This window comes from Pseudomonas sp. GW823-FHT02C05 (assembly GCF_058797595.1).
On record NZ_JBXAJU010000002.1, the window covers coordinates 101,269 to 125,936 of the forward strand.

Sequence of the window (24,668 nt, forward strand, 5' to 3'; positions counted from 1 at the left end):
GGTGAATGACTGACGCCGCGGGTGAGGGCGGCGTCGGTTCCATCGGTGTCGCAGGTGTTGCTTAGTGCACCAGCATGCCGGTGAACCAGTAGGCCTGGGCCAGGGTGATCAGACCGACAATAGTGGCAAAGAACAGACTGTGCTTGAGGGTGAAGCGGAACAGGTCCGACTCCTTGCCCACCAGGCCGGTGGCGGCGCAGGCCACGGCGATCGATTGCGGCGAGATCATCTTGCCGGTTACGCCGCCGCTGGTGTTGGCCGCGACCAGCAGGGTGTCATTGACCCCGATCTGGTGCGCGGTGGTGGCCTGCAGCGAGCTGAACAGGGCGTTGGACGAGGTATCGGAGCCGGTGAGGAACACCCCGAGCCAGCCCAGGAACGGCGAGAAGAACGGGAACGCCGCGCCAGTCGCTGCCAGGACCAGGGCCATGGTCGAAGACATGCCCGAGTAGTTGGTGACGAAGGCGAACGCCAGCACCATGCCGATGGACAGGATCGGCCAGCGCAGCTCGTAGAAGGTCTCTTTCAAAGTGGTCAGACCAGTTTTGAAGTCGATCTTCAGTACCACCATGGAGATCAGCGCGGAGAAGAAGATCGCCGTGCCGGTGGCCGAGATCGGGTCGAGCTTGAACACCGCCGGGATGGCCGTTGGCGTGGTCACGATCGGTGCCATCTTGATCACCAGCTGATCCAGGTGCGGGATGGCGAAGTTGAACACCCAGCCGTACATCGAGCCGCCGGCAGCGAACATCGCCTTGAAGGGCTTGAGGGTCCAGATGGTCACCAGCACGGTGAGGATCAGGAACGGCGACCAGGCCTTGAAGATCTGGCCCAGGCTGTAGGGTGAGGCCTGGGTTTGGCGTGGCTGGCCGAAGCCACCGGCACTGGCGGTGATGGCCGCGCTGGAGGTGGCACCGGCAATCTGCGCGCCGGCGGTGCGCTTGGGCTGCCAGATTTTCAGGAACAGGGTCAGGGAGATCAGGCTGGCCAGGGCCGAGGTGATGTCCGGCAGTTCCGGACCGATGAAGTTCGAGGTGAAGTACTGGGTGACGGCGAAGCTCAGGCCTGCCACCAGAGCGGCCGGCCAGGTCTCTTTGACGCCGCGCATGCCGTCCATCATGAACACCAGCCAGAACGGCACGAACAGCGACAGCAGCGGCAGTTGGCGGCCGGTCATGGCGCCGATCTTGAAGGCGTCGATGCCCGTCACCTGGCCGGCGACGATGATCGGAATCCCCAGGGCGCCGAAGGCCACGGGCGCGGTGTTGGCGATCAGGCACAGGCCGGCGGCGTACAGCGGGTTGAAGCCCAGGCCCACCAGCAGGGCGGCGGTGATCGCCACTGGCGCACCGAAGCCTGCCGCACCTTCGAGGAAGGCGCCGAAGCAGAAACCGATCAGCAGCACCTGCAGGCGCTGGTCGTCGGTGATCGACAGCACCGAGCTGCGGATGATTTCGAACTGGCCGCTCTTCACGGTCAGCTTGTAGAGGAAAACGGCGGCGACAATGATCCAGGCGATGGGCCACAGACCGTAGGCAAATCCATAGCCAGCGGCAGCGAGGGCCATGTCGGCGGGCATCTGGAAGGCGAAGATCGCCACCAGGATCGACAAGGCCAGGGTGATACTCCCGGCGACGTGTCCTTTGAGACGGAACACGGCCAGAGCCAGGAAGAAGAACACGATCGGGATGACGGCGGCGAGGGCGGACAGGCCGAGGCTGCCAAGCGGGCTATAGAGCTGTTGCCAGGTTTGCATAATGGGGTGGCCCCTAATTGTTGTTGGTCAGGCACTGCTAGCGTCTTGGTTAATTGGTAAGACCAATTTACAATCGCTGTTGGCTAGGGTAAAAGCCTTGTGCTCGGTGTGTCAATTTGCCGCCCTAAAACTTTTGTCGAATGCGCTATGGCGCGGGCATCTGATCGGTGCAAATGGCCGTGTTCTGACAGGTGTTGGCGCGCCATGAATAGGCCAGAATAGAGCCCCCCGGCGAAGGGTCGGGAGGGGGGAGAGTGAGTTATGGGGTTTGATCAGATACGCCAGCGCCGTTTGTCCGACGATATCGTCGAGCGTCTGGAAGGGATGATTCTTGAAGGCACCTTGAAGGCTGGCGAGCGGCTGCCCGCCGAGCGCGCCCTGGCCGAGCAGTTTGGTGTCTCCCGGCCCTCACTGCGCGAGGCGATCCAGAAATTGACGGCCAAGGGGTTGCTGATCAGTCGTCAGGGCGGTGGCAACTATGTGGTGGAATCCCTGGGCTCGACCTTCAGCGATCCTCTGCTGCACCTGCTGGAAAACAACACCGATGCCCAGCGCGACCTGCTGGAGTTCCGGCATACGCTGGAAGCGTCCTGCGCCTATTACGCGGCGCTGCGGGCGACGGCAGTGGATCGTGAGCGACTGACTCAAGCCTTCGAGGAGTTGCAGGATTGTTATTCCCGTTCCGACGATGTCAGTCGTATCGAGGAGGGTGCGGCAGATGCCAAGTTCCATCTGGCGATTGCCGAGGCCAGCCACAACGCCGTGCTGCTGCACACCATTCGCGGGCTGTTCGACCTGCTCAAACGCAACGTGGTGACCAACATTGGCGGCATGTACAAGCAGCGTACGGAAACCCGCGACATGCTGATCAGCCAGCACCGCGACCTGTACCAGGCGATTATCGAAGGGCGGGCCGAAGAGGCGCGGGAAATCTCCAGCCGGCACATTCTCTATGTGCAGGAGGTGCTCGAGGAAGTGCGTCAGGAAGTACAGCGAGTGGCCCGGGCCGAGCGGCGCAAGGGCATGTAACGCAAATCGCCGGCAAGTCGGCTCCTACCTGGGTTCTGTAGGAGCCGGCTTGCCGGCGAAAACGACCTCAAGGCAGGAAGATCAGTCTTCCTTGCCCTTGGTCCGCACCGCGCGCTGCAGCTCACGATCGGAATCGCGCTCGCGTTCGGTATGACGCTTGTCGTATTCCTTCTTGCCCTTGCCCAGTGCGATTTCACACTTGACCAGGTGCTTGCTCCAGTAGAGCGAAAGGCACACGCAGGCGTAACCCTTCTGCTGCACGGCGGCAAACAGCTTTTCCAGCTCTCGCTGGTTGAGCAGCAGCTTGCGCGAGCGCGTCGGGTCGGCGATGACGTGGGTGCTGGCGGTGGTCAATGGCGTGAAGTGGCTGCCGAGCAACCAGGCTTCACCATCCTTGAGCAGCACATAACTGTCCACCAGCTGTGCCTTGCCTGCACGCAGACTCTTTACTTCCCAGCCGGCCAGGACCATGCCAGCCTCGAACCGATGTTCGATGAAGTAATCGTGACGCGCCTTTTTATTTTGCGCGATGGTCCCTGTTGGGTGTTTCTTCTGTTTAGCCATAGGGGCGGCATTATAGGGAGTTGCGCGCGCGTCGGCTACGGTGACGCAGCGTGCTTGAGCAGGTTGATTGAATCCCGGACAATGCGGCCTCTTTTTTTTCGGTTGGGCGCGTTAACGATGTCGACAGACAGGGTCTCTGTCCACGGCGGCTGGGCAAGCCGCTGGGTCTTTATACTCGCTGCAACTGGTTCGGCCGTGGGCCTGGGGAGTATCTGGAAATTCCCCTACATGGTCGGCGTCTATGGTGGTGGTGCCTTTGTCCTGGTGTTTCTGGCGTGTATTGCGCTGATCGGGTTGCCGGTGATGCTGGCGGAAACCCTGATTGGCCGCCGCGCGCGGCAAAGCCCGGCGAATGCCCTGAAGGTGCTGGCCCTGGAGGCCGGGCATTCGGCCAGGTGGTCCTGGGGCGCCTTTGCCGGAATGATCACGGCGCTGCTGATCCTCTCCTTCTATAGCGTGGTGGGTGGTTGGTCCCTGGACTACATCATCGACATGGGGCGCGGCGATTTTCAGGGTGTCACGGCGGATCAGGTCGGCGCCTATTTTTCCGCGGTGACGGCCGACCCCTGGCGCCTGACCCTGTGGCACACGCTGTTCATGCTGTTGTCGGCGCTGGTGATTGCCAAGGGTGTGGTGGCCGGGCTTGAGCGCAGCCTGCGGGTCATGATGCCACTGCTGTTCGTGATGTTGCTGGTGCTGCTGGGCTACAGCATGACCACCGGGCATTTCATGCAGGGCCTGCACTTCATGTTCGACTTCAGCCTGGAGCGTTTGCTCGACGGGCTGTTGCCAGCCATGGGGCACGCGTTCTTTTCCCTCAGCGTGGGAGTGGGCTCGATCATGATCTACGGCGCCTACATGCCCAAGCATTCGTCCCTGGCCGGCACCGTGGTCGGGGTGGCGCTGCTGGATACCTTCGTTTCGCTGGTGGCTGGGATGGCCCTGTTCCCCATTGTATTTGCCGCCGGGCTGAACCCCAGCGAAGGGCCGGGGCTGATGTTCATCAGCCTGCCGTTTGCCTTCGGGAATGTGGCGTTCGGCCAGCTTATGGGCGTAGTGTTCTTTATCCTGGTGGCGATCGCTGCCTGGAGTTCGGCCATTTCCTTGTTGGAGCCGATGGTGGCTTATCTCGTCGAGAGGACTAAAATCCGCCGCGGCTGGGTGACATTCTGGCTGGCATTCAGTTGCTGGTTTGTGGGATTGGGAACGGTGTTCTCTTTCAACATCTGGCAACAGGCCAAATTTTTCGTGAACGAAGGCGGCGTTTTTCATCTCTACCAATGGGGCGCGGCCGGCGGTCTGGACTTCTTTGGTGTGATCGACTTTTTCACCTCGCGGATCATGTTGCCTCTTGGCGGTTTGTGCTTCGTGGTATTTGCAGGTTGGGTGATGGGCCGTGAGGCAGTTCGTGATGAGCTGTCGTTACGTAGCCCGCTGTTGTTCGCTCTGGCCTTGTTTTTGATGCGCTATGTGGCGCCCGTCGGCATTCTTGTGGTGTTTGCCGCCCAGTTGTGGAAATGAAGCTCACATGACGACCCATATTCAACGTTCGGCCCTTCTGCCCTATCCGGCGCAGTTCCTTTACGACCTGGTCAATGACGTGGCCCGGTACCCGGAGTTTCTGCCCTGGTGCTCGTCGGCCGAGGTGCTGGAAAGCAGCGAAGAGCGGATGCGCGCGAGCCTGGCGGTGGCCAAGGGCGGCATGAGCCAGCGCTTCGTTACCTGCAACAATCTGGTACCGGGGCAGTCGATCGAGATGAATCTGGAGGAGGGGCCATTCAATCAGTTGCATGGCGTGTGGGTGTTCAAGCCGCTGGGCGAGAAGGCCTGCAAGATCAGCCTTGATCTGTCTTTCGATTATGCGGGGCCTTTGGTTCGAGCGACCTTGGGGCCGCTGTTCAACCAGGCGGCGAATACCCTGGTGGACGCTTTCTGCCAGCGGGCCAAGCAGTTGCATGGCTGAGCCGATGATTTCGATTGAGGTGGCCTACGCGGCTGTCGATCGCCAGGCGTTGATCAGAGTGCAGGTGCCCCAGGGGTCGACGCTGCGTGCAGCCTTGCAGGCTTCAGCCATCGGGCAGCAATTTCCCGAACTGGATCTGGCGGCTTGTCCGGTGGGGATCTTCGGCAAGCAGGTCAGTGACCCTGAACAGCATGTGATTCAGGCGGGGGATCGGATTGAGGTCTATCGCCCATTGCTGGCCGATCCGAAAGAGGTTCGGCGTCTGCGGGCGGCGAAAGCGGCCGAGGCACGCAAGCGCGAATCGTGATTGATGGTGGCAGGCAATAAAAAGCCCGGGCATGCCCGGGCTTTTTTATTTCGCCACAAATTATTCCGGCGAAGTATCCAGTGGTTCAGGCGTAGGAACTGGCACGGTTTTCACGCCATCCACGTCCTTCTGGATCTGGTCGAGCAGCGAGCCAGGCTTGGCTGGTTTCTCGGCTTTTGGTTTCTCGACGTTCTCGGCAGGCGCTGTCACGGTGTTGGCGCTGTCCTTGCCCAGCAGGGCTTCGTCGCGGCTTACGCCTGGCATGAAGTCACCGGCCAAGCTGACCAGTTGGTCGTTGCCGTTGAAGATCAGGCTCACGCGTTCCTGTTGGCGTTCACCACCACCAGGCTGCAGGCTGTAGAGATAATCCCAGCGATCGGCATGGAACGTGTCGGTCAACAGAGGGTTGCCCATGATAAACCGTACTTGCCGTCGGGTCATTCCGGGGCGCAACTGGTCTATCATGTCCTGCGTGACGACATTGCCCTGCTGGATGTCGATTTTGTAAACCCCGGGGAATGAACAACCGGCGAGTGCGAGCAGTCCCACGAAGGTGAAACTGGTTAGCAAGAGCTTGGTGTTTTGCATCGGTGGGCGACTTCCACTATCTTGGCTGGGACAACGTAAACCCCGATCATACCCGCATTAAGAGAAGCTGCGAAGCAGCATCGGCGAGAAAGCTGACCATGGTTGAAAATAGCGAACTACGTAAAGCCGGCCTCAAAGTGACTCTGCCACGAGTCAAAATTCTACAAATGCTTGATTCCACCGAGCAGCGGCACATGAGCGCTGAGGATGTCTACAAGGCGCTGATGGAAGCTGGTGAGGATGTGGGTCTGGCCACGGTTTACCGTGTACTGACTCAATTCGAAGCAGCCGGACTGGTGGTACGCCATAATTTTGATGGCGGTCACGCTGTATTCGAGCTGGCGGATGGCGGTCACCACGACCATATGGTCAACGTGGAGTCTGGTGAAGTGATCGAATTCTTCGACGAAGAAATCGAAAAGCTTCAGAAGGCGATTGTCGAAAAGCACGGTTTCGAGTTGGTGGATCACAATCTTGTGCTGTACGTGCGCAAGAAGAAGTAAGCCCCTCACGCGGCGTTTATCGTCGTGAAACGATCGAAGGCGACCCTAGGGTCGCCTTCGTGTTTTGTGCCTATATAAAAGAAGCGCTGAAGGTTCAGGCCTTGGCGGTCACCACCATTTTCTTGGCGTGGGCCAGAGACTCCTTGGTCAGGTCGATGCCGCCGAGCATCCGCGCCACCTCCTCGACCCTCTCATTCTTGCCCAGCTTGGATACTGCGGTATGAGTGGCATCGCTGCCGCGCACCTTGTGCACGAACAGATGCTGATGCCCCTGGGCGGCGACTTGCGGCAGGTGTGTCACGGTCAATACCTGGCCGCGCTCGCCGAGGCGGCGCAGCAGCTGGCCGACGATCTCGGCTGTCGGCCCGCCAATCCCCACGTCGACTTCGTCGAATACCAATGTGGGAACCCGCGAGGTCTGCGCGGTGATGACCTGGATCGCCAGGCTGATACGTGACAGCTCACCGCCGGACGCGACTTTCGCCAGGGCCTTGAGGGGTTGCCCGGGGTTGGCACTGACCAGCAGTTCCACCTGCTCCAGGCCGTTGGGCAGCAGTTCATCGCTGCTGTTGGCGCGCAGCTCGATGGTGAAGCGCCCTCCGGGCATGCCCAGGCGCTGGATTTCCTGCTCCACTGCGCTGGCCAGGCTGGTCGCGGCCTGCTGGCGCAACTGGCTCAGTTCCTGGGCTTTCTCCTGATAATGACGAGCGAAGGATTGCAGCTCTTCGCCCAGCCGTTCGATGGATTCGTCATTGGCGTCCAGAGTCTCGATTTCATCCAGCAGGGTTTGCTGCATGGCGGCGAGTTCGAAGGGCTGGATGCGATGCTTGCGCGCCAGGGTATAGATGGCGTCGAGGCGTTCTTCGAGTTGTTGCAGGCGTGCCGGATCAGCGTCGAAGTGGTCAAGGAAACGATTCAACTCGCCCACGGCTTCTTCGACCTGGATCTGCGCGCTGGCCAGCAGGTTGGTGGCCTCGCCCAGGGAGCCCGAGGAGTTGCCGATGCTCGACAGGCGGTTGAGGCTGACAGTCAGGGCGTTCAGGACATTGCCTGAATCACTTTCGCTGCATTGCTCCACCACCTGGCGGCAGATGCCCAGCAGGGTTTCGGCATTGGTCAGGTTCTTGTGCTCCTGCTCCAGCTGTTCGAGTTCATTTTCCCCGAGCCCCAGGTTTTCCAGTTCTTCGAGCTGGTAGCTGAGCAGTTGATGGCGAGCGCGCTGCTCGTCGCCGGAGTTGGACAGGCGCTCCAGCTCCAGGCGGGTCTGGCGCCAGCGCTGCGCAGCCAGTTGCACCTGGCGCGCCAGGTCGGTTGCGCCGGCGTACTCGTCCAGTAGGCGCCTATGGGTATCGGTCTTGAGCAGCGACTGGTGTTCATGCTGGCTGTGGATATCGATCAGCAGTTCGCCCAGGGCTTTCAAGTCTCCGAGCGGGCAGGGCGTACCGTTGATATAGCCGCGGGAACGTCCTTCTGCCGTGATGACCCGACGCAGGATGCACGGGCCGTCGGTGTCCAGGTCACGCTCGGCCAGCCAGGCGTGGGCCTCGGGGATATCCGCCAGATCGAAGGTGGCGAGGATATCGGCCTTGTCGGCTCCGGGGCGTACCACGCCGCTGTCGGCACGATCACCCAGGGTCAGGCCGAGCGCGTCGAGCATGATCGACTTGCCGGCACCGGTCTCGCCGGTAATGACGCTCATCCCGCGATCGAGTTCCAGATCCAGGTGTTCGACGATGGCGTAATTGTGTACGGACAGGTGCACCAGCATTAAGGCCGCTCCCAAACTAGATGTCTGGTTATTTATACAGTGTTTTGTTTCGGGCTGACAATGCTTTCCCTTAGCTCGATTTGCTTGGTCGTTCTGGCTTTTTAGTGCGCTCGGTAATGTCCACATACAGGATTTATCGGGTCGGAACGACTTTTGCTGTGGCTGCGGACTTGAACCTTGAAAATGCGACCCCATATAGCTGGGCAGAAGAGTGAGCCCGGCTCACAGACGATATTGAAAGGAGAATTTCATGGCTGACGAACAGACGCTGGATACGCAAAATCTAGACGCCAATCAGGCTCCCGAGGCATCGGGTGATGACCTGGCGGCTCGTGTACAAGTGCTCGAAGAGCAACTGGCTGGCGCGCAGGATCAGGCTTTGCGTGTTGCTGCCGATCTGCAGAACGTCCGCCGCCGCGCCGAGCAGGACGTGGAGAAAGCTCACAAATTCGCGCTGGAGAAGTTTGCCGGCGACCTGCTGCCGGTGATCGACAGCCTGGAGCGTGGCCTGGAGCTGTCCAACCCGGACGACGAAAGCATCCGCCCGATGCGTGAAGGCATCGAGCTGACCTTGAAGATGTTCCACGACACCCTCAAGCGTTATCAGCTGGAAGCCATCGATCCACACGGCGAACCCTTCAACGCTGAACAGCATCAGGCCATGGCCATGCAGGAAAGCGCGGATGTCGAGCCGAACAGTGTTCTGAAAGTGTTCCAGAAGGGCTACCAGCTCAACGGTCGCCTGCTGCGCCCGGCCATGGTCGTGGTCAGCAAGGCTCCTGCACCGGTTTCGCCTTCGATTGACGAAAAGGCTTGAAAACGGCTGTAGAGCCCCCATTTATCAGTCAAGCGTTTAAGTGCTACCGCAGTTTGCCACCACAGCTGCGGCATCCAAATCCAAAGTTTCGGGAGAGTTAACATGGGCAAGATTATCGGTATTGACTTGGGGACCACCAACTCGTGCGTCTCCATTCTTGAAAACGGCAACGTAAAAGTTATCGAAAACGCTGAAGGCGCGCGTACCACGCCGTCGATCATCGCGTACGCCAACGATGGCGAAATCCTGGTAGGTCAGTCGGCCAAGCGTCAGGCTGTCACCAACCCGCACAACACCCTGTACGCAGTAAAGCGTCTGATCGGTCGTCGCTTCGACGAAGAAGTTGTGCAGAAAGACATCCAGATGGTCCCTTACAAGATCGTCAAGGCTGACAACAACGACGCCTGGGTTGAAGTGAACGGCCAGAAAATGGCTCCGCCACAAATCTCGGCTGAAATCCTCAAGAAAATGAAGAAGACCGCCGAAGACTACCTCGGCGAAGCCGTGACCGAAGCGGTCATCACTGTTCCGGCCTACTTCAACGACAGCCAGCGCCAGGCGACCAAAGACGCCGGCCGCATCGCAGGCCTGGACGTCAAACGTATCATCAACGAACCAACCGCAGCCGCTCTGGCCTACGGTATGGACAAGGCCAAGGGCGATCACACCGTGATCGTTTACGACCTGGGCGGTGGTACTTTCGACGTTTCGGTGATCGAAATCGCTGAAGTCGATGGCGAGCACCAGTTCGAAGTGCTGGCCACCAACGGTGACACCTTCCTCGGTGGTGAAGACTTCGACATCCGCTTGATCGACTACCTGGTTGATGAGTTCAAGAAAGAAAGCGGCATGAACCTCAAGGGTGACCCGCTGGCCATGCAGCGCCTGAAAGAAGCTGCCGAGAAAGCCAAGATCGAGCTGTCCTCGAGCCAGCAGACCGACGTCAACCTGCCGTACATCACTGCAGATGCCACCGGTCCTAAGCACCTGAACGTGAAGATTTCCCGCGCCAAGCTGGAGTCGCTGGTTGAAGACCTGGTTCAGCGCACCATCGAGCCTTGCCGTATCGCGCTCAAAGACGCCGGTATCGACGTGGGTTCGATCAACGACGTGATCCTGGTCGGCGGCCAGACCCGTATGCCGCTGGTACAGAAGACCGTAACCGACTTCTTCGGTAAGGAAGCCCGCAAGGACGTCAACCCGGACGAAGCTGTTGCCATGGGTGCTGCCATCCAGGGTGCGGTACTGGCCGGCGACGTGAAAGACGTACTGCTGCTGGACGTCAGCCCGCTGACCCTGGGTATCGAAACCATGGGTGGCGTGATGACCGCGCTGATCGAGAAAAACACCACGATTCCTACCAAGAAATCCCAAGTGTTCTCGACTGCCGACGACAACCAGGGCGCAGTGACCATTCACGTCCTGCAGGGCGAGCGCAAGCAAGCCGCGCAGAACAAGTCCCTGGGCAAGTTCGACCTGGCCGACATTCCACCAGCTCCACGTGGCGTGCCGCAGATCGAAGTGACCTTCGACATCGACGCCAACGGCATCCTGCACGTAGGTGCGAAGGACAAGGCTACCGGCAAGACTCAGTCGATCGTGATCAAGGCCAACTCGGGTCTGTCGGATGAGGAGATCCAGCAGATGATCCGTGACGCTGAGGCCAACTCGGAAGAGGATCGCAAGTTCGAAGAACTGGCCACCGCCCGTAACCAGGGTGATGCGCTGGTGCACTCGACTCGCAAGATGGTGGCTGACGCCGGTGACAAAGTGACCGCGGAAGAGAAAACCGCAATCGAAGCCGCCGTGGTTGCCCTGGAAGCTGCCGTCAAAGGCGACGACAAGGCCGCCATCGACGCCAAGGTCGAAGAGCTGTCGAAAGTCTCGGCCCCGGTTGCCCAGAAGATGTACGCCGAACAGGCCCAGCCTGCAGAAGGCGCGGCACCGCACGCCGAGTCCGCTGAAAAAGCCGACGATGTCGTCGACGCCGAGTTCGAAGAAGTAAAAGACCACAAGTAATGGCTTGTTGGTCGGCCGGTTGACTGCCTTTGGGCGGTGACTGGTAGGATGTCGCCGCGCGGGAGCTTGCTCCCGCGTTGGCGTGTCTGGAGTCAGCGAAATTTTGACGGCGTACAAGCTCCGTTTGTGCGCTGGCGGTCGGGTCGGAGAAGCTCCTGCTTTCCGGCTGTGATGACCGCAATGGTCGGCCCGCAACCGGGTTGGCTTTCCAAGACCAGGATCGTTGAATTGACGTGAGTTGGGTCCGGGCCTGTATTGGGGCTCAGCGAGTTTGGCAGAGCTCAGGAGGGTTTGCCGGACGTCCTTAAGAGTGCAAAGACTTATGGCAAAGCGTGACTATTACGAAGTGTTGGGTGTGGAGCGTGGCTCCAGCGATGCGGAGCTGAAAAAGGCTTACCGTCGCTTGGCGATGAAGCATCACCCGGACCGTAATCCCGGCGACAAAGCGTCGGAAGACATGTTCAAGGAGGCCAACGAGGCCTACGAAGTACTGTCCGATTCCAGCAAGCGTGCCGCGTATGACCAGTACGGCCACGCTGGTGTCGACCCGAGCATGGGTGGCGGGGGGGGCGGCTTCGGCGGGCAGAACTTCTCCGATATCTTCGGTGACGTGTTCAGTGATTTCTTCGGTGGCGGTCGGGGCGGTTCCCGTGGCGGTGCGCAACGCGGCAGCGACCTGCGTTACACCCTGGAGTTGAACCTGGAAGAGGCGGTGCGTGGCACCACGGTGAATATCCGTGTGCCGACACTGGTCAACTGCAAGCCATGCGATGGTTCGGGCGCCAAGAAGGGGTCTTCCCCTGTCACTTGTCCGACCTGTGGCGGTATTGGTCAGGTGCGCATGCAGCAGGGTTTCTTCTCGGTGCAGCAGACCTGCCCGCGCTGCCATGGCCAGGGCAAGATCATTTCCGATCCGTGCGATTCGTGCCACGGCGAAGGTCGGGTCGAAGAGTACAAGACGCTGTCGGTGAAAGTGCCGGCAGGTGTCGATACCGGCGACCGTATTCGCCTGTCCGGCGAAGGCGAGGCGGGGACCCAGGGTGGCCCGACTGGCGACCTGTATGTGGTGATCAATGTGCGTGAGCACGCGATCTTCCAGCGCGACGGCAAGCACCTGTTCTGTGAAGTGCCCATCAGCTTCGTAGATGCGGCGTTGGGTGGCGAGCTGGAGATTCCGACCCTGGATGGTCGGGTCAAGCTGAAGATTCCCGAAGGAACTCAGACCGGCAAGCAGTTCCGGATTCGTGGCAAGGGCGTTGCTCCCGTGCGTGGCGGCGGTGCTGGCGACCTGATGTGCCGGGTTGCGGTGGAGACGCCAGTGAACCTGAGTCGTCGTCAGCGCGAGCTGCTGGAAGAGTTGCGTGGTTCGCTGGATGACGACAACTCTCACTCGCCGAAAACCACCGGCTGGTTCGAGGGCGTCAAGCGCTTCTTCGGTGACCTGTAAGGAGTAACGCATGCGACGTATAGCAGTGATGGGCGCCGCCGGGCGCATGGGCAAGACCCTGGTCGAGGCCGTGCAGCTGCGTTCGCCGCTCTCCGGGCTGACCGCGGCGATCGTCCGTCCGGGCAGTTCTCTGGTGGGGGCGGATGCGGGTGAGCTGGCATCCCTGGGGCGTCTTGGCGTGCCGATGTCCGACAGCCTGGAGAAGGTGGTTGATGAGTTCGATGTGCTGATCGATTTTACCTTGCCGGAAGTGATGCTCAAGAACCTGGCGTTCTGCCGCAAGGCAGGCAAGGCCATGGTGATCGGTACCACCGGCCTGGGTGCCAGGGAAAAGCAATTGCTGGCCGAGGCGGGCAAGGAGATTCCGATCGTCTTCGCTGCCAACTTCAGTGTTGGGGTCAACCTGTCGCTGAAGCTGCTGGATATGGCGGCTCGGGTGCTGGGTGATGATGCGGATATCGAGATCATCGAGGCGCATCACCGACACAAGATCGATGCGCCATCGGGCACCGCCCTGCGCATGGGTGAGGTGATCGCCAGCGCCCTGGGGCGCGATCTGCAGCAGGTCGCGGTGTATGGTCGTGAAGGCCATACCGGCGCCCGTGAGCGTGAAACCATCGGCTTCGCCACGGTTCGTGGTGGCGATGTGGTGGGGGATCACACCGTGCTGTTTGCCACAGAGGGCGAGCGCCTGGAGATTACCCACAAGGCCTCCAGTCGCATGACCTTCGCCAAGGGCGCGGTGCGTGCCGCGCTGTGGCTGGACGGGCGCGAGGCCGGCCTATACGACATGCAGGATGTGCTGGATCTGCGTTGAGATGCATCTGATGCAGGGTTGAAGCGCAATGCTTGGACCCTGCTTCAAACCGCCAAGCGATGACCTGTCGCATTCCTCTGCCTTTAGGGCTCATTAGCGGTGGACCGAAAAAGCCTTTTTCTGTAAGCTACAGCTTTAGTGTGTCCACTAAAAGCGCGCAGATAATTCGACGAAGAAGCGGGGTGACGTGTCTATACGTCATTCCGCTTTTTTGCAACCTGCGATCGCCCTTTCAGGCTCTATTTACGGGAGGTCTTCTTGACTAAGCCAGCCATACTCGCCCTTGCTGATGGCAGCATTTTTCGTGGCGAAGCCATTGGAGCCGACGGTCAAACCGTTGGTGAGGTGGTGTTCAACACCGCAATGACCGGCTATCAGGAAATCCTTACCGATCCTTCCTACGCCCAGCAAATCGTTACCCTGACTTATCCCCACATCGGCAACACCGGCACCACGCCGGAAGATGCCGAGTCCGACCGTGTGTGGTCGGCTGGCCTCGTCATCCGTGACCTGCCGCTGGTGGCCAGCAACTGGCGTAACACCCTGTCTCTGTCCGATTACCTGAAAGCCAACAACGTGGTGGCAATCGCTGGTATCGACACCCGTCGCCTGACCCGCATCCTGCGTGAGAAAGGTGCACAGAACGGCTGCATCATGGCCGGTGACAACATTTCCGAAGAAGCGGCGATCGCAGCAGCGCGCGGCTTCCCTGGCCTCAAAGGCATGGACCTGGCGAAAGTCGTCAGCACCAAGGAAAGCTACGAGTGGCGTTCGACTGTCTGGGATCTGAAGACCGACAGCCACGCCACCATCGAGGCTTCCGAGCTGCCGTATCACGTGGTTGCCTACGACTACGGGGTCAAGCTGAATATCCTGCGCATGCTGGTGGAGCGCGGTTGCCGCGTCACCGTGGTGCCTGCCCAGACCCCAGCGAGCGATGTGCTGGCTCTCAAGCCTGACGGTGTGTTCCTGTCCAACGGCCCAGGTGACCCCGAGCCTTGCGACTACGCCATCAAGGCGATCAAGGAAATCCTCGAAACCGAGATTCCGGTGTTCGGTATCTGCCTGGGTCACCAACTGCTGGCCCTGGCCTCTGGTGCCAAGACCCTGAAAATGGGCCACGGCCACCACGGTGCCAACCACCCGGTCCAGGACCTGGACAGCGGCGTGGTCATGATCACCAGCCAGAACCACGGTTTTGCGGTGGATGAAGCCACGCTGCCGGGCAACGTCCGGGCGATCCACAAGTCGCTGTTCGACGGCACCCTGCAGGGTATCGAGCGTACCGACAAGAGCGCGTTCAGCTTCCAGGGCCACCCGGAAGCCAGCCCGGGCCCGAACGATGTGGCGCCGCTGTTCGACCGCTTCATCAACGAGATGGCCAAGCGACGCTAAACGCTCGCCTTGAAAGTGTAGCGAGCAGCGCTTGAGGGCGGCCCCGGCAAATCCGGCGGAACCCCTCAGGCGCCTCAGAGAATGTTCAAGACGGCTTGCCGACTGACCTGCGGATTTGAGTGACAACCCATGCCAAAACGTACAGACATTAAAAGCATCCTGATTCTTGGCGCTGGCCCGATCGTGATCGGCCAGGCTTGCGAATTCGACTACTCCGGCGCCCAGGCTTGCAAGGCCCTGCGCGAAGAGGGCTACCGGGTCATCCTGGTGAACTCCAACCCGGCCACCATCATGACCGACCCGGCCATGGCCGACGCCACCTACATCGAGCCGATCAAGTGGCAGACCGTTGCCAAGATCATCGAGAAAGAGCGTCCGGACGCGCTGCTGCCGACCATGGGCGGCCAGACTGCGCTGAACTGCGCCCTGGACCTGGAGCGTGAAGGCGTCCTGGAGAAGTTCGGCGTAGAGATGATCGGCGCCAACGCCGACACCATCGACAAGGCTGAAGACCGTTCGCGCTTCGACGCTGCCATGAAGTCCATCGGCCTGGCGTGCCCGCGTTCCGGTATTGCCCACAGCATGGAAGAGGCCAATGCAGTCCTCGACAAGCTGGGCTTCCCTTGCATCATCCGTCCGTCCTTCACCATGGGCGGCACCGGTGGCGGTATTGCTTACAACCGTGAAGAGTTCGAAGAGATCTGCGCCCGCGGTCTGGACCTGTCGCCGACCAAGGAACTGCTGATCGACGAATCGCTGATCGGCTGGAAAGAGTACGAGATGGAGGTGGTCCGCGATAAGAAGGACAACTGCATCATCGTCTGCTCCATCGAAAACTTCGACCCGATGGGTGTGCACACCGGTGACTCGATCACCGTGGCTCCGGCACAGACCCTGACCGACAAGGAATACCAGATCCTGCGTAACGCCTCCCTGGCGGTACTGCGTGAGATCGGCGTGGAAACCGGCGGTTCCAACGTGCAGTTCGGCATCTGCCCGAACACCGGCCGCATGGTCGTGATCGAGATGAACCCGCGGGTGTCCCGTTCCTCGGCGCTGGCTTCGAAAGCCACCGGTTTCCCGATCGCCAAGGTTGCGGCCAAGCTGGCTGTCGGCTACACCCTGGACGAGCTGTCCAACGATATTACCGGCGGCAAGACCCCGGCGTCCTTCGAACCGTCCATCGACTACGTCGTGACCAAGCTGCCACGCTTCGCCTTCGAGAAGTTCTCCAAGGCCGACGCGCGCCTGACCACCCAGATGAAGTCGGTGGGTGAGGTCATGGCCATCGGTCGGACCTTCCAGGAATCCCTGCAGAAAGCCCTGCGCGGTCTGGAAGTGGGCGTTTGCGGCCTGGATCCCAAGCTCGACCTGAGCAGTCCGGAAAGCATGAACGTGCTCAAGCGCGAACTGACCGTGCCCGGCGCCGAGCGTATCTGGTACGTGGCTGATGCCTTCCGTGCTGGCATGACCGTCGAGCAGATCTTCGGCATGAACATGATCGATCCTTGGTTCCTGGTGCAGATCGAAGACCTGATCAAGGAAGAAGAGAAGGTCAAGACCCTGGGCCTGTCGGCCATCGACCGCGACCTGATGTTCCGCCTCAAGCGCAAAGGCTTCTCCGACCAGCGTCTGGCCAAGTTGCTGGGCGTGACCGAGAAGAACCTGCGCACACATCGTCAGAAGCTGGAAGTGTTCCCGGTCTACAAGCGCGTCGACACCTGCGCCGCCGAGTTCGCCACCGACACCGCGTACCTGTACTCGACTTATGAAGAAGAGTGCGAAGCCGCACCTTCGACCCGTGACAAGATCATGATTCTGGGCGGTGGTCCAAACCGTATCGGCCAGGGCATCGAGTTCGACTACTGCTGCGTACACGCCGCCCTGGCGCTGCGCGACGATGGTTACGAAACCATCATGGTCAACTGCAACCCGGAAACCGTTTCTACCGACTACGACACTTCGGATCGCCTGTACTTCGAGCCAGTGACCCTGGAAGACGTGCTGGAAATCGTCCGTGTCGAGAAGCCAAAAGGCGTGATCGTGCAGTACGGCGGTCAGACTCCGCTGAAACTGGCTCGTGCCCTGGAAGCCGCCGGCGTGCCGATCATCGGCACCAGCCCAGACGCTATCGACCGCGCCGAAGACCGTGAGCGCTTCCAGCAGATGGTCGAACGCCTGAACCTGCGTCAGCCACCAAACGCTACCGTGCGCAGCGAAGACGAAGCAATTCGTGCCGCCGCCAAGATCGGTTACCCGCTGGTGGTGCGTCCGTCCTACGTGCTGGGCGGCCGGGCGATGGAAATCGTCTACGAGGAAGATGAGCTCAAGCGCTACTTGCGCGAAGCGGTGCAAGTGTCCAACGACAGCCCGGTGCTGCTGGACCACTTCCTCAACTGCGCCATTGAAATGGACGTGGATGCGGTCTGCGACGGCACCGACGTAGTGATCGGCGCCATCATGCAGCACATCGAGCAGGCTGGCGTTCACTCCGGTGACTCTGCGTGCTCGCTGCCGCCGTACTCGCTGCCGGCGCACATCCAGGACGAGATGCGCGAACAGGTCAAGAAAATGGCCCTGGAACTGGGTGTGGTTGGCCTGATGAACGTGCAGCTGGCCCTGCAGGGCGATCAGATCTACGTCATCGAAGTGAACCCGCGCGCTTCCCGGACCGTGCCGTTCGTTTCCAAGTGCATCGGTGTCTCCTTGGCGATGATCGCTGCTCGTGTGATGGCCGGTAAGACCCTGAAAGAGCTGGGCTTCACCAAGGAAATCATTCCGAACTTCTACAGCGTCAAGGAAGCGGTATTCCCGTTTGCCAAGTTCCCGGGCGTCGACCCGATCCTCGGCCCAGAGATGAAGTCCACCGGCGAGGTGATGGGCGTGGGCGACACCTTCGGCGAAGCCTTTGCCAAGGCCCAGATGGGTGCCAGCGAAGTGCTGCCGACCGGCGGTACTGCGTTCATCAGCGTGCGCGACGATGACAAGCCTCTGGTTGCAGGCGTGGCCCGTGATCTGATCAACTTGGGCTTCGAAGTGGTCGCTACTGCGGGCACCGCCAAGCTGATCGAGGCGGCCGGTCTGAAAGTGCGTCGTGTGAACAAGGTGACTGAAGGTCGTCCGCATGTGGTCGATATGATCAAGAACGACGAAGTCACTCTGATCATCAACACCACCGAAGGCCGTCAGTCGATTGCTGACTCTTATTCCATTCGTCGTAACGCCTTGCAGCACAAGATCTACTGCACCACCACCATTGCTGCTGGCGAAGCTATCTGTGAAGCGTTGAAGTTCGGTCCGGAAAAGACCGTGCGTCGCTTGCAGGATCTACACGCAGGATTGAAGGCATGAATAAATACCCAATGACCGTCCAGGGCGCGCGCGCCCTGGAAGAAGAGCATGCTCACCTGACCAAGGTCGTGCGTCCGAAGCTCAGCCAGGACATCGGTACGGCCCGCGAGTTGGGTGACCTGAAGGAAAACGCCGAATACCATGCCGCTCGCGAACAGCAGGGCATGGTAGAGGCGCGGATCCGCGATATTGAAGGCCGCCTGCAGAACTCGGTGGTCATCGATGTCACGACCATTCCCCATACCGGCAAGGTGATCTTTGGCACCACGGTAGAAATCGCCAACGTCGAAACTGACGAAAGCGTCACCTACCAGATCGTGGGTGAGGACGAGGCTGACATCAAACTCGGTAAAATTTCCGTCGGCTCGCCGATCGCTCGCGCCTTGATTGCCAAGGAAGAGGGTGATGTGGTGGCGGTCAAAACGCCTGGTGGCGTTATCGAGTACGAGATTGTCGAAGTCCGTCACATCTGAAAGAAGGCGCCCGCTGCACGCGGGCGCCATGCTTTGGCAGCTGGCCCAGATGTTGTGGGTCGGCGGCTTGTGGTTGTTGCATCTCGGCTTGCTGCCCGCCCTGGGGCAGATTGGCCTTGCCCCCTTACTGATCGAAGAAATCTCGTCACTGCTCAGTGCGTTGCTGGTAGGTTTTTCGGCGGCGTGCCTGGTCCTGCAGATACTGGTATTGATCCAGTCCGAAGGGCTGAGGAGCTTGTGGCGGGATATTCGGGGGCAACTGCTATTGATGGCGATGTATGCGTGTGCGATGTATTTCGTCGTACGCATCTTGTTGCCGGAAGCTCAGCGCTGGCAGTTGTTCAGCTATCTGGTCCTGGGTTTTTCCGGGCTGGTACTGGTGTTGCAGCCAGTGCCGGGATGGGGTGGCAGGGTGCGCCAGGCACACCCTTGACCCGAGTCGACGTCAGTGGAAACGATGGACGTTCGACAATTGCTTGTTTACCTTGGCGTTCTTGCGGTAGATCAGCGCCATCTTGCCGATGACCTGCACCAGATCCGCTTTGCCGGCCTTGCACAATTGGGCAATGGCTTCCAGGCGCGACTCGCGCTCGAGGATGTTGAGCTTGATCTTGATCAGCTCGTGATCGCTCAAGGCGCGTTCAAGTTCGGCTAATACACCTTCGGTCAAACCGTTGTCAGCCACAGTCAATACTGGTTTCAGATGGTGGCCAATGGATTTGTACTGTTTCTTCTGCTCTTGAGTGAGCGGCATAATCTGACCCCTGCGTCTGATCTTGTAAAAAGCGGCGGCCAGTTTACCCGAGCGAGTCCGGGACCGCCCAGTTAATCACGACCCGTTTTATTTTGAGGTGGCCCGTGGCCCGTTCCAAAACTAGCCATAACTGGCTGAAAGAGCACTTCAACGACCCATTCGTCAAAATGGCGCAAAAAGATGGGTACCGTTCCCGTGCCAGCTACAAACTGCTGGAGATCCAGGAAAAGGACCGCCTTATCCGTCCTGGCATGAGTGTGATCGACCTGGGGGCCGCCCCGGGTGGCTGGTCGCAGGTGACCAGTCGTCTGATTGGTGGCCAGGGGCGCCTGATTGCCTCGGACATTCTGGAAATGGACAGCATTCCCGATGTGACCTTTATTCAAGGGGACTTCACTGAGGATGCAGTACTGGCGCAGATCCTCGAGGCGGTCGGAAATTCTGAAGTTGACCTTGTGATTTCCGATATGGCCCCCAATATGAGTGGGTTAGCAGCCGTGGATATGCCGCGAGCGATGTTCCTGTGCGAGTTGGCGCTGGATCTTGCTGGTCGGGTCTTGCGTCCAGGTGGTGATTTTCTGATCAAGATCTTCCAGGGTGAAGGCTTCGATGAGTACCACAAGAGCGTGCGGCAGATGTTCGAGAAAGTGCAGATGCGCAAACCGTCATCATCTCGTGACCGTTCTCGGGAGCAATACTTGCTGGGTCGCGGCTTCCGTGGTCGTAGTGAGTAAGTAAGAGTTTTGACTGGGGTGATAGGATTTTCGTATTTCGCCCCGTCAGATTAAGCGCATATTGTGTAGTCTAAGTTTCACATAGGGTTACAGACAGCGCCTGCCAGAGCTGTAGGTAATGTAGTAAGTTAGGCCGGTGAATATCATGCGAAGCGCGCGCCAGTAGCGGAGCTTGCTTCAGAGGGTAGTTAATTGAACGACATGGCAAAGAATCTGATCCTGTGGTTGATCATCGCCGCCGTCTTGGTGACGGTGATGAACAACTTCTCCAGCCCTAACGAGCCGCAGACCCTCAACTATTCCGACTTCATCCAGCAAGTTAAGGATGGCAAGGTCGAGCGCGTAGCGGTTGATGGCTACGTGATTACCGGCAAGCGCAACGATGGCGACAGCTTCAAGACCATTCGTCCTGCCATTCAGGACAATGGCCTGATCGGCGATCTGGTGGACAACCACGTGGTGGTCGAAGGCAAGCAGCCTGAACAGCAAAGCATCTGGACTCAACTGCTGGTGGCCAGCTTCCCGATCCTGGTGATCATCGCGGTGTTCATGTTCTTCATGCGCCAGATGCAGGGTGGTGCCGGAGGCAAGGGCGGGCCGATGAGTTTCGGCAAGAGCAAGGCGCGCTTGCTGTCTGAAGATCAGGTGAAAACTACCTTGGCTGACGTTGCCGGTTGCGACGAGGCCAAGGAGGAAGTAGGTGAGTTGGTTGAATTCCTCCGCGACCCAGGCAAGTTCCAGCGTCTGGGCGGTCGTATTCCTCGCGGCGTGTTGATGGTGGGCCCACCAGGTACCGGTAAGACGTTGCTGGCCAAAGCCATCGCTGGTGAAGCCAAGGTGCCGTTCTTCACCATTTCCGGTTCCGACTTCGTCGAGATGTTCGTCGGTGTGGGTGCCAGCCGCGTCCGTGACATGTTCGAGCAAGCCAAGAAGCATGCTCCTTGCATCATCTTCATCGACGAGATCGACGCCGTCGGTCGTCACCGTGGCGCCGGCATGGGCGGCGGTCATGATGAGCGTGAGCAGACCCTCAACCAGTTGCTGGTTGAGATGGATGGCTTCGAAATGAACGACGGCATTATCGTGATCGCCGCGACCAACCGTCCTGACGTACTGGACCCGGCCTTGCTGCGTCCGGGCCGTTTCGACCGTCAGGTCGTGGTTGGCCTGCCGGACATTCGCGGTCGCGAACAGATTCTCAAGGTGCACATGCGTAAAGTGCCAATGGGCGACGACGTCGCACCTGCGGTAATCGCCCGCGGTACCCCGGGTTTCTCCGGTGCCGACCTGGCGAACCTGGTCAACGAGGCCTCGCTGTTTGCGGCGCGTACCGGCAAGCGCATCGTTGAAATGAAGGAATTCGAACTGGCCAAGGACAAGATCATGATGGGCGCGGAGCGCAAATCCATGGTCATGTCCGAAAAAGAGAAGCAGAACACGGCTTATCACGAAGCTGGCCACGCCATTGTTGGTCGTGTCGTGCCCGAGCATGACCCGGTCTACAAGGTGTCGATCATTCCTCGCGGCCGGGCCTTGGGTGTCACCATGTTCCTGCCGGAAGAAGATCGTTACAGCCTCTCCAAGCGTGCCTTGATCAGCCAGATCTGCTCGCTCTACGGCGGTCGTATCGCCGAAGAAATGACCCTTGGCTTCGACGGCGTGACCACCGGCGCCTCCAACGACATCATGCGTGCCAGCCAGATTGCGCGGAACATGGTGACCAAATGGGGTCTTTCCGAGAAGCTTGGTCCGCTGATGTATGCCGAAGAAGAGGGTGAGGTGTTCCTGGGGCGCAGCGCGGGTAGCCAGCATGCGAGCCTGTCTGCGGAAACGGCGAAACTGATCGACTCCGAGGTGCGCAGCATCATCGATCAGTGCTACGGCACCGCCAAGCAGATCCTGACGGACAACCGCGACAAGCTGGACGCCATGGCAGACGCCCTGATGAAGTACGAAACCATCGACGCCGATCAGATCGACGACATCATGGCAGGGCGTACTCCACGCGAACCTCGTGATTGGGAGGGCGGCTCGGGTACTCCTCCTCCAGTAGTGCAGAATGAGCGTCCGGAAACACCCATTGGCGGCCCAGCAGCCGACCACTAAGGTTTTAAATGACTTCTGTTCCTTCCTCCACCCGGTTGCCTTGCGGCAACCGGGTTCTTGATTTGGCCCATGCACATGTCATGGGCATCTTGAATGTAACTCCCGACTCCTTCTCTGATGGTGGCCGCTTCAGCCAGCTTGATCTGGCTTTGCAGCATGCCGAGGCCATGGTTGCGGCCGGTGCTACGCTGATTGATGTCGGTGGCGAATCCACTCGCCCGGGTGCCCGTGCGGTATCGCCGCTGGAGGAGTTGGAGCGAGTCGCGCCTGTGGTCGAGCGCATCCACCGTGAGTTGGATGTGATCATTTCTGTTGATACCTCGACACCGGCGGTGATGCGTGAAACCGCTCGCCTCGGCGCAGGGCTGATCAATGACGTTCGTTCATTGCGCCGGGAGGGTGCCCTGGATGCGGCGGCGGCCACTGGCTTGCCGGTGTGTCTGATGCACATGCTGGGTGAGCCCGGTGATATGCAGGACAACCCGCATTATCAGGACGTGACCCGAGAGGTTGCCGAGTTCCTGGTTGAGCGCATGGCCCAGTGTGCGTCAGTGGGCATCGGTCCAGAGCGGATTGTGCTCGATCCGGGCTTTGGCTTTGCCAAGACCCTGCAACACAACCTGAGCCTGTTCAAGCATATGGATGCCTTGCATGCACTTGGGCGCCCGTTGTTGGTTGGGGTGTCGCGCAAGAGCATGATTGGCCAGGCCTTGAATCGCCCCGTAGGTGAGCGATTGCACGGCAGTCTGGCGCTAGCGGCCCTGGCAGTGGCCAAGGGCGCGAAAATTATCCGTGTCCATGATGTCGCCGAGACCGTGGATGTGGTGCGAATGATTGCGGCAGTGGAATCCGCCGAATAAGAATGATGGAGTACTTATGACTAAAAAATACTTTGGCACCGACGGCATCCGCGGCCGTGTAGGCGAATTCCCTATCACTCCTGATTTCATGCTCAAGCTCGGCTGGGCCGCCGGCATGGCATTTCGCAGCATGGGCGCCTGCCGCGTGCTGGTGGGCAAGGACACACGTATCTCCGGGTACATGTTCGAGTCTGCACTGGAGGCCGGGTTGTCTGCAGCCGGTGCCGATGTGATGCTCCTTGGGCCGATGCCGACTCCGGCCATTGCTTACCTGACGCGTACTTTCCATGCGGAGGCGGGGATCGTTATCAGTGCCTCGCACAATCCTCATGATGACAATGGCATCAAGTTCTTCTCGGGCGAAGGCACCAAACTGCCTGACGAGGTCGAGCTGATGATCGAGGAGTTGCTGGATGCGCCGATGACCGTGGTCGAGTCGAGCAAGCTTGGCAAGGTGTCGCGGATCAACGACGCATCAGGACGCTACATTGAGTTCTGCAAAAGCAGCGTACCATCGAGCACCAGTTTTGCCGGCTTGAAGGTCGTCCTGGACTGCGCTCACGGTGCCACCTACAAGGTCGCGCCGAGTGTATTCCGCGAGTTGGGCGCACAAGTCACGGTTCTGTCTGCGCAGCCTAATGGCTTGAACATCAACGAGAACTGCGGTTCGACTCATATGTCGCAATTGCAGGCGGCGGTCCTGGCCGAGCATGCGGACCTGGGAATTGCCTTTGATGGCGATGGTGACCGGGTGCTGATGGTCGATCAGACTGGTGCGATCGTGGACGGTGACGAGCTGCTGTTCATCATCGCTCGCGACCTGCATGAGCGTGACAAGCTGCATGGCGGCGTGGTCGGAACGCTCATGAGCAATCTGGGGCTGGAGCTGGCCCTGGCGGATTTGGGTATCCCCTTTGTCCGGGCCAACGTCGGTGACCGTTATGTGATCGCCGAGCTTTTGGAGCGCAATTGGCTGGTAGGTGGCGAAAACTCCGGGCACATCGTGTGCTTCCGTCATGCTACTACCGGTGATGCGATCATTGCCGCACTGCAGGTGCTGATGGCGCTCAAGGCTCGTGGTGAAAGCCTGGCCCAGTCCCGTCAGGGGTTGCGCAAGTGTCCTCAGGTGCTGGTCAATGTGCGCTTTGGCGGCGGTGAGAACCCGGTCGAGCATCCTGCGGTGAAAGAGGCTTGCGAGCGTGTCACGGCCGCTATGGCTGGGCGTGGTCGGGTTCTGTTGCGCAAGTCGGGTACCGAGCCTCTGGTGCGCGTGATGGTTGAAGGCGACGACGAAGCTCAGGTTCGCGCTTACGCCGAAGAGCTGGCGAAACTGGTTGCTGAAGTTTCTGCCTGATTTCGGCTTGCCAGTGTTGTTTTGGTTGGGTAACATCTGCGCCCACTTTGACCGACGAGGTAC

Annotated in this window: 22 protein-coding genes; 17 read left to right on the forward strand and 5 right to left on the reverse strand. The window is 59.7% G+C overall.

The window, feature by feature from the left end; genetic code table 11:
- Window positions 1–61 precede the first annotated feature (61 nt).
- Window positions 62–1,756, reverse strand: a complete 1,695-nt coding sequence (locus tag AC1RGE_RS11425; protein WP_373940329.1) for a lactate permease LctP family transporter — start codon at window positions 1,754–1,756, stop codon at window positions 62–64.
- Between the two features lie 261 nt (window positions 1,757–2,017).
- Here AC1RGE_RS11425 and AC1RGE_RS11430 point away from each other — a divergent pair, with 261 nt between their 5' ends.
- Window positions 2,018–2,785 (forward strand): FCD domain-containing protein, encoded by a 768-nt coding sequence (locus AC1RGE_RS11430; RefSeq protein ID WP_011059179.1) that lies wholly within the window; start codon window positions 2,018–2,020, stop codon window positions 2,783–2,785.
- 81 nt (window positions 2,786–2,866) lie between these two features.
- Here AC1RGE_RS11430 and smpB read toward each other — a convergent pair whose 3' ends face one another.
- Window positions 2,867–3,349 carry an SsrA-binding protein SmpB gene (gene smpB / locus AC1RGE_RS11435; RefSeq protein ID WP_011059180.1) on the reverse strand — a complete coding sequence of 161 codons (483 nt, stop codon included), beginning with the start codon at window positions 3,347–3,349 and terminating at the stop codon, window positions 2,867–2,869.
- 117 nt (window positions 3,350–3,466) lie between these two features.
- Here smpB and AC1RGE_RS11440 point away from each other — a divergent pair, with 117 nt between their 5' ends.
- Genes AC1RGE_RS11440 through AC1RGE_RS11450 form a run of 3 tightly spaced genes read left to right on the forward strand, consistent with a single transcriptional unit; the run spans window position 3,467 to window position 5,619 of the window.
- A complete protein-coding gene (locus AC1RGE_RS11440) occupies window positions 3,467–4,870 on the forward strand; it encodes a sodium-dependent transporter (protein WP_011059181.1) in 1,404 nt (467 codons plus the stop codon).
- 7 nt (window positions 4,871–4,877) lie between these two features.
- On the forward strand, window positions 4,878–5,312 hold the full coding sequence (locus AC1RGE_RS11445; protein WP_011059182.1) for a type II toxin-antitoxin system RatA family toxin: 435 nt from the start codon (window positions 4,878–4,880) through the stop codon (window positions 5,310–5,312).
- Entirely contained in the window at window positions 5,305–5,619 is a 315-nt protein-coding gene (locus AC1RGE_RS11450; protein ID WP_019096044.1) for an RnfH family protein, read from the forward strand. The genes AC1RGE_RS11445 and AC1RGE_RS11450 overlap by 8 nt, the downstream gene beginning before the upstream one ends.
- Before the next feature lie 60 nt (window positions 5,620–5,679).
- On the opposite strand, the gene AC1RGE_RS11455 is transcribed toward AC1RGE_RS11450, so the two are convergent.
- Window positions 5,680–6,207 (reverse strand): outer membrane protein assembly factor BamE, encoded by a 528-nt coding sequence (locus AC1RGE_RS11455; protein ID WP_011059184.1) that lies wholly within the window; start codon window positions 6,205–6,207, stop codon window positions 5,680–5,682.
- A 98-nt stretch (window positions 6,208–6,305) separates the two neighbouring features.
- On the opposite strand from AC1RGE_RS11455, the gene fur reads away from it, so the two are divergent.
- On the forward strand, window positions 6,306–6,710 hold the full coding sequence (gene fur / locus AC1RGE_RS11460; RefSeq protein ID WP_011059185.1) for a ferric iron uptake transcriptional regulator: 405 nt from the start codon (window positions 6,306–6,308) through the stop codon (window positions 6,708–6,710).
- 94 nt (window positions 6,711–6,804) lie between these two features.
- Here fur and recN read toward each other — a convergent pair whose 3' ends face one another.
- Entirely contained in the window at window positions 6,805–8,478 is a 1,674-nt protein-coding gene (gene recN, locus AC1RGE_RS11465; protein WP_011059186.1) for a DNA repair protein RecN, read from the reverse strand.
- A 250-nt stretch (window positions 8,479–8,728) separates the two neighbouring features.
- Between recN and grpE the strand changes: the two genes are divergently transcribed.
- The 8 genes from grpE to AC1RGE_RS11505 all read left to right on the forward strand — a co-directional run bounded on the left by grpE (window position 8,729) and on the right by AC1RGE_RS11505 (window position 19,230).
- A complete protein-coding gene (gene grpE, locus AC1RGE_RS11470; RefSeq protein WP_011059187.1) occupies window positions 8,729–9,295 on the forward strand; it encodes a nucleotide exchange factor GrpE in 567 nt (188 codons plus the stop codon).
- Window positions 9,296–9,397: 102 nt separating this feature from the next.
- Window positions 9,398–11,314 (forward strand): molecular chaperone DnaK, encoded by a 1,917-nt coding sequence (gene dnaK, locus AC1RGE_RS11475; protein WP_011059188.1) that lies wholly within the window; start codon window positions 9,398–9,400, stop codon window positions 11,312–11,314.
- A gap of 322 nt (window positions 11,315–11,636) precedes the next feature.
- Window positions 11,637–12,761 carry a molecular chaperone DnaJ gene (dnaJ, locus tag AC1RGE_RS11480; RefSeq protein ID WP_011059189.1) on the forward strand — a complete coding sequence of 375 codons (1,125 nt, stop codon included), beginning with the start codon at window positions 11,637–11,639 and terminating at the stop codon, window positions 12,759–12,761.
- A 10-nt stretch (window positions 12,762–12,771) separates the two neighbouring features.
- Window positions 12,772–13,578 (forward strand): 4-hydroxy-tetrahydrodipicolinate reductase, encoded by an 807-nt coding sequence (dapB, locus tag AC1RGE_RS11485; RefSeq protein WP_011059190.1) that lies wholly within the window; start codon window positions 12,772–12,774, stop codon window positions 13,576–13,578.
- Between the two features lie 258 nt (window positions 13,579–13,836).
- A complete protein-coding gene (carA, locus tag AC1RGE_RS11490) occupies window positions 13,837–14,973 on the forward strand; it encodes a glutamine-hydrolyzing carbamoyl-phosphate synthase small subunit (RefSeq protein ID WP_011059191.1) in 1,137 nt (378 codons plus the stop codon).
- A gap of 129 nt (window positions 14,974–15,102) precedes the next feature.
- Window positions 15,103–18,324 carry a carbamoyl-phosphate synthase large subunit gene (gene carB / locus AC1RGE_RS11495; protein ID WP_492584324.1) on the forward strand — a complete coding sequence of 1,074 codons (3,222 nt, stop codon included), beginning with the start codon at window positions 15,103–15,105 and terminating at the stop codon, window positions 18,322–18,324.
- Window positions 18,321–18,797 carry a transcription elongation factor GreA gene (greA, locus tag AC1RGE_RS11500; protein WP_011059193.1) on the forward strand — a complete coding sequence of 159 codons (477 nt, stop codon included), beginning with the start codon at window positions 18,321–18,323 and terminating at the stop codon, window positions 18,795–18,797. Before carB ends, greA begins: the two co-directional genes overlap by 4 nt.
- Window positions 18,798–18,825: 28 nt before the next feature.
- Complete coding sequence (locus tag AC1RGE_RS11505) at window positions 18,826–19,230, forward strand: hypothetical protein (protein WP_011059194.1); 405 nt, start codon at window positions 18,826–18,828, stop codon at window positions 19,228–19,230.
- A gap of 12 nt (window positions 19,231–19,242) precedes the next feature.
- Here the strand turns inward: AC1RGE_RS11505 and AC1RGE_RS11510 are convergent, their stop codons facing one another.
- Complete coding sequence (locus AC1RGE_RS11510) at window positions 19,243–19,551, reverse strand: YhbY family RNA-binding protein (RefSeq protein WP_015634115.1); 309 nt, start codon at window positions 19,549–19,551, stop codon at window positions 19,243–19,245.
- 104 nt (window positions 19,552–19,655) lie between these two features.
- Here AC1RGE_RS11510 and rlmE point away from each other — a divergent pair, with 104 nt between their 5' ends.
- From rlmE to glmM, 4 genes are all read left to right on the forward strand, one after another.
- Complete coding sequence (rlmE, locus tag AC1RGE_RS11515; protein WP_011059196.1) at window positions 19,656–20,285, forward strand: 23S rRNA (uridine(2552)-2'-O)-methyltransferase RlmE; 630 nt, start codon at window positions 19,656–19,658, stop codon at window positions 20,283–20,285.
- A 201-nt stretch (window positions 20,286–20,486) separates the two neighbouring features.
- Window positions 20,487–22,391, forward strand: a complete 1,905-nt coding sequence (ftsH, locus tag AC1RGE_RS11520) for an ATP-dependent zinc metalloprotease FtsH (RefSeq protein WP_011059197.1) — start codon at window positions 20,487–20,489, stop codon at window positions 22,389–22,391.
- Between the two features lie 8 nt (window positions 22,392–22,399).
- Window positions 22,400–23,251 carry a dihydropteroate synthase gene (folP, locus tag AC1RGE_RS11525; RefSeq protein ID WP_169893953.1) on the forward strand — a complete coding sequence of 284 codons (852 nt, stop codon included), beginning with the start codon at window positions 22,400–22,402 and terminating at the stop codon, window positions 23,249–23,251.
- A 16-nt stretch (window positions 23,252–23,267) separates the two neighbouring features.
- Window positions 23,268–24,605 carry a phosphoglucosamine mutase gene (gene glmM / locus AC1RGE_RS11530; RefSeq protein ID WP_492584326.1) on the forward strand — a complete coding sequence of 446 codons (1,338 nt, stop codon included), beginning with the start codon at window positions 23,268–23,270 and terminating at the stop codon, window positions 24,603–24,605.
- Window positions 24,606–24,668 lie beyond the last annotated feature (63 nt).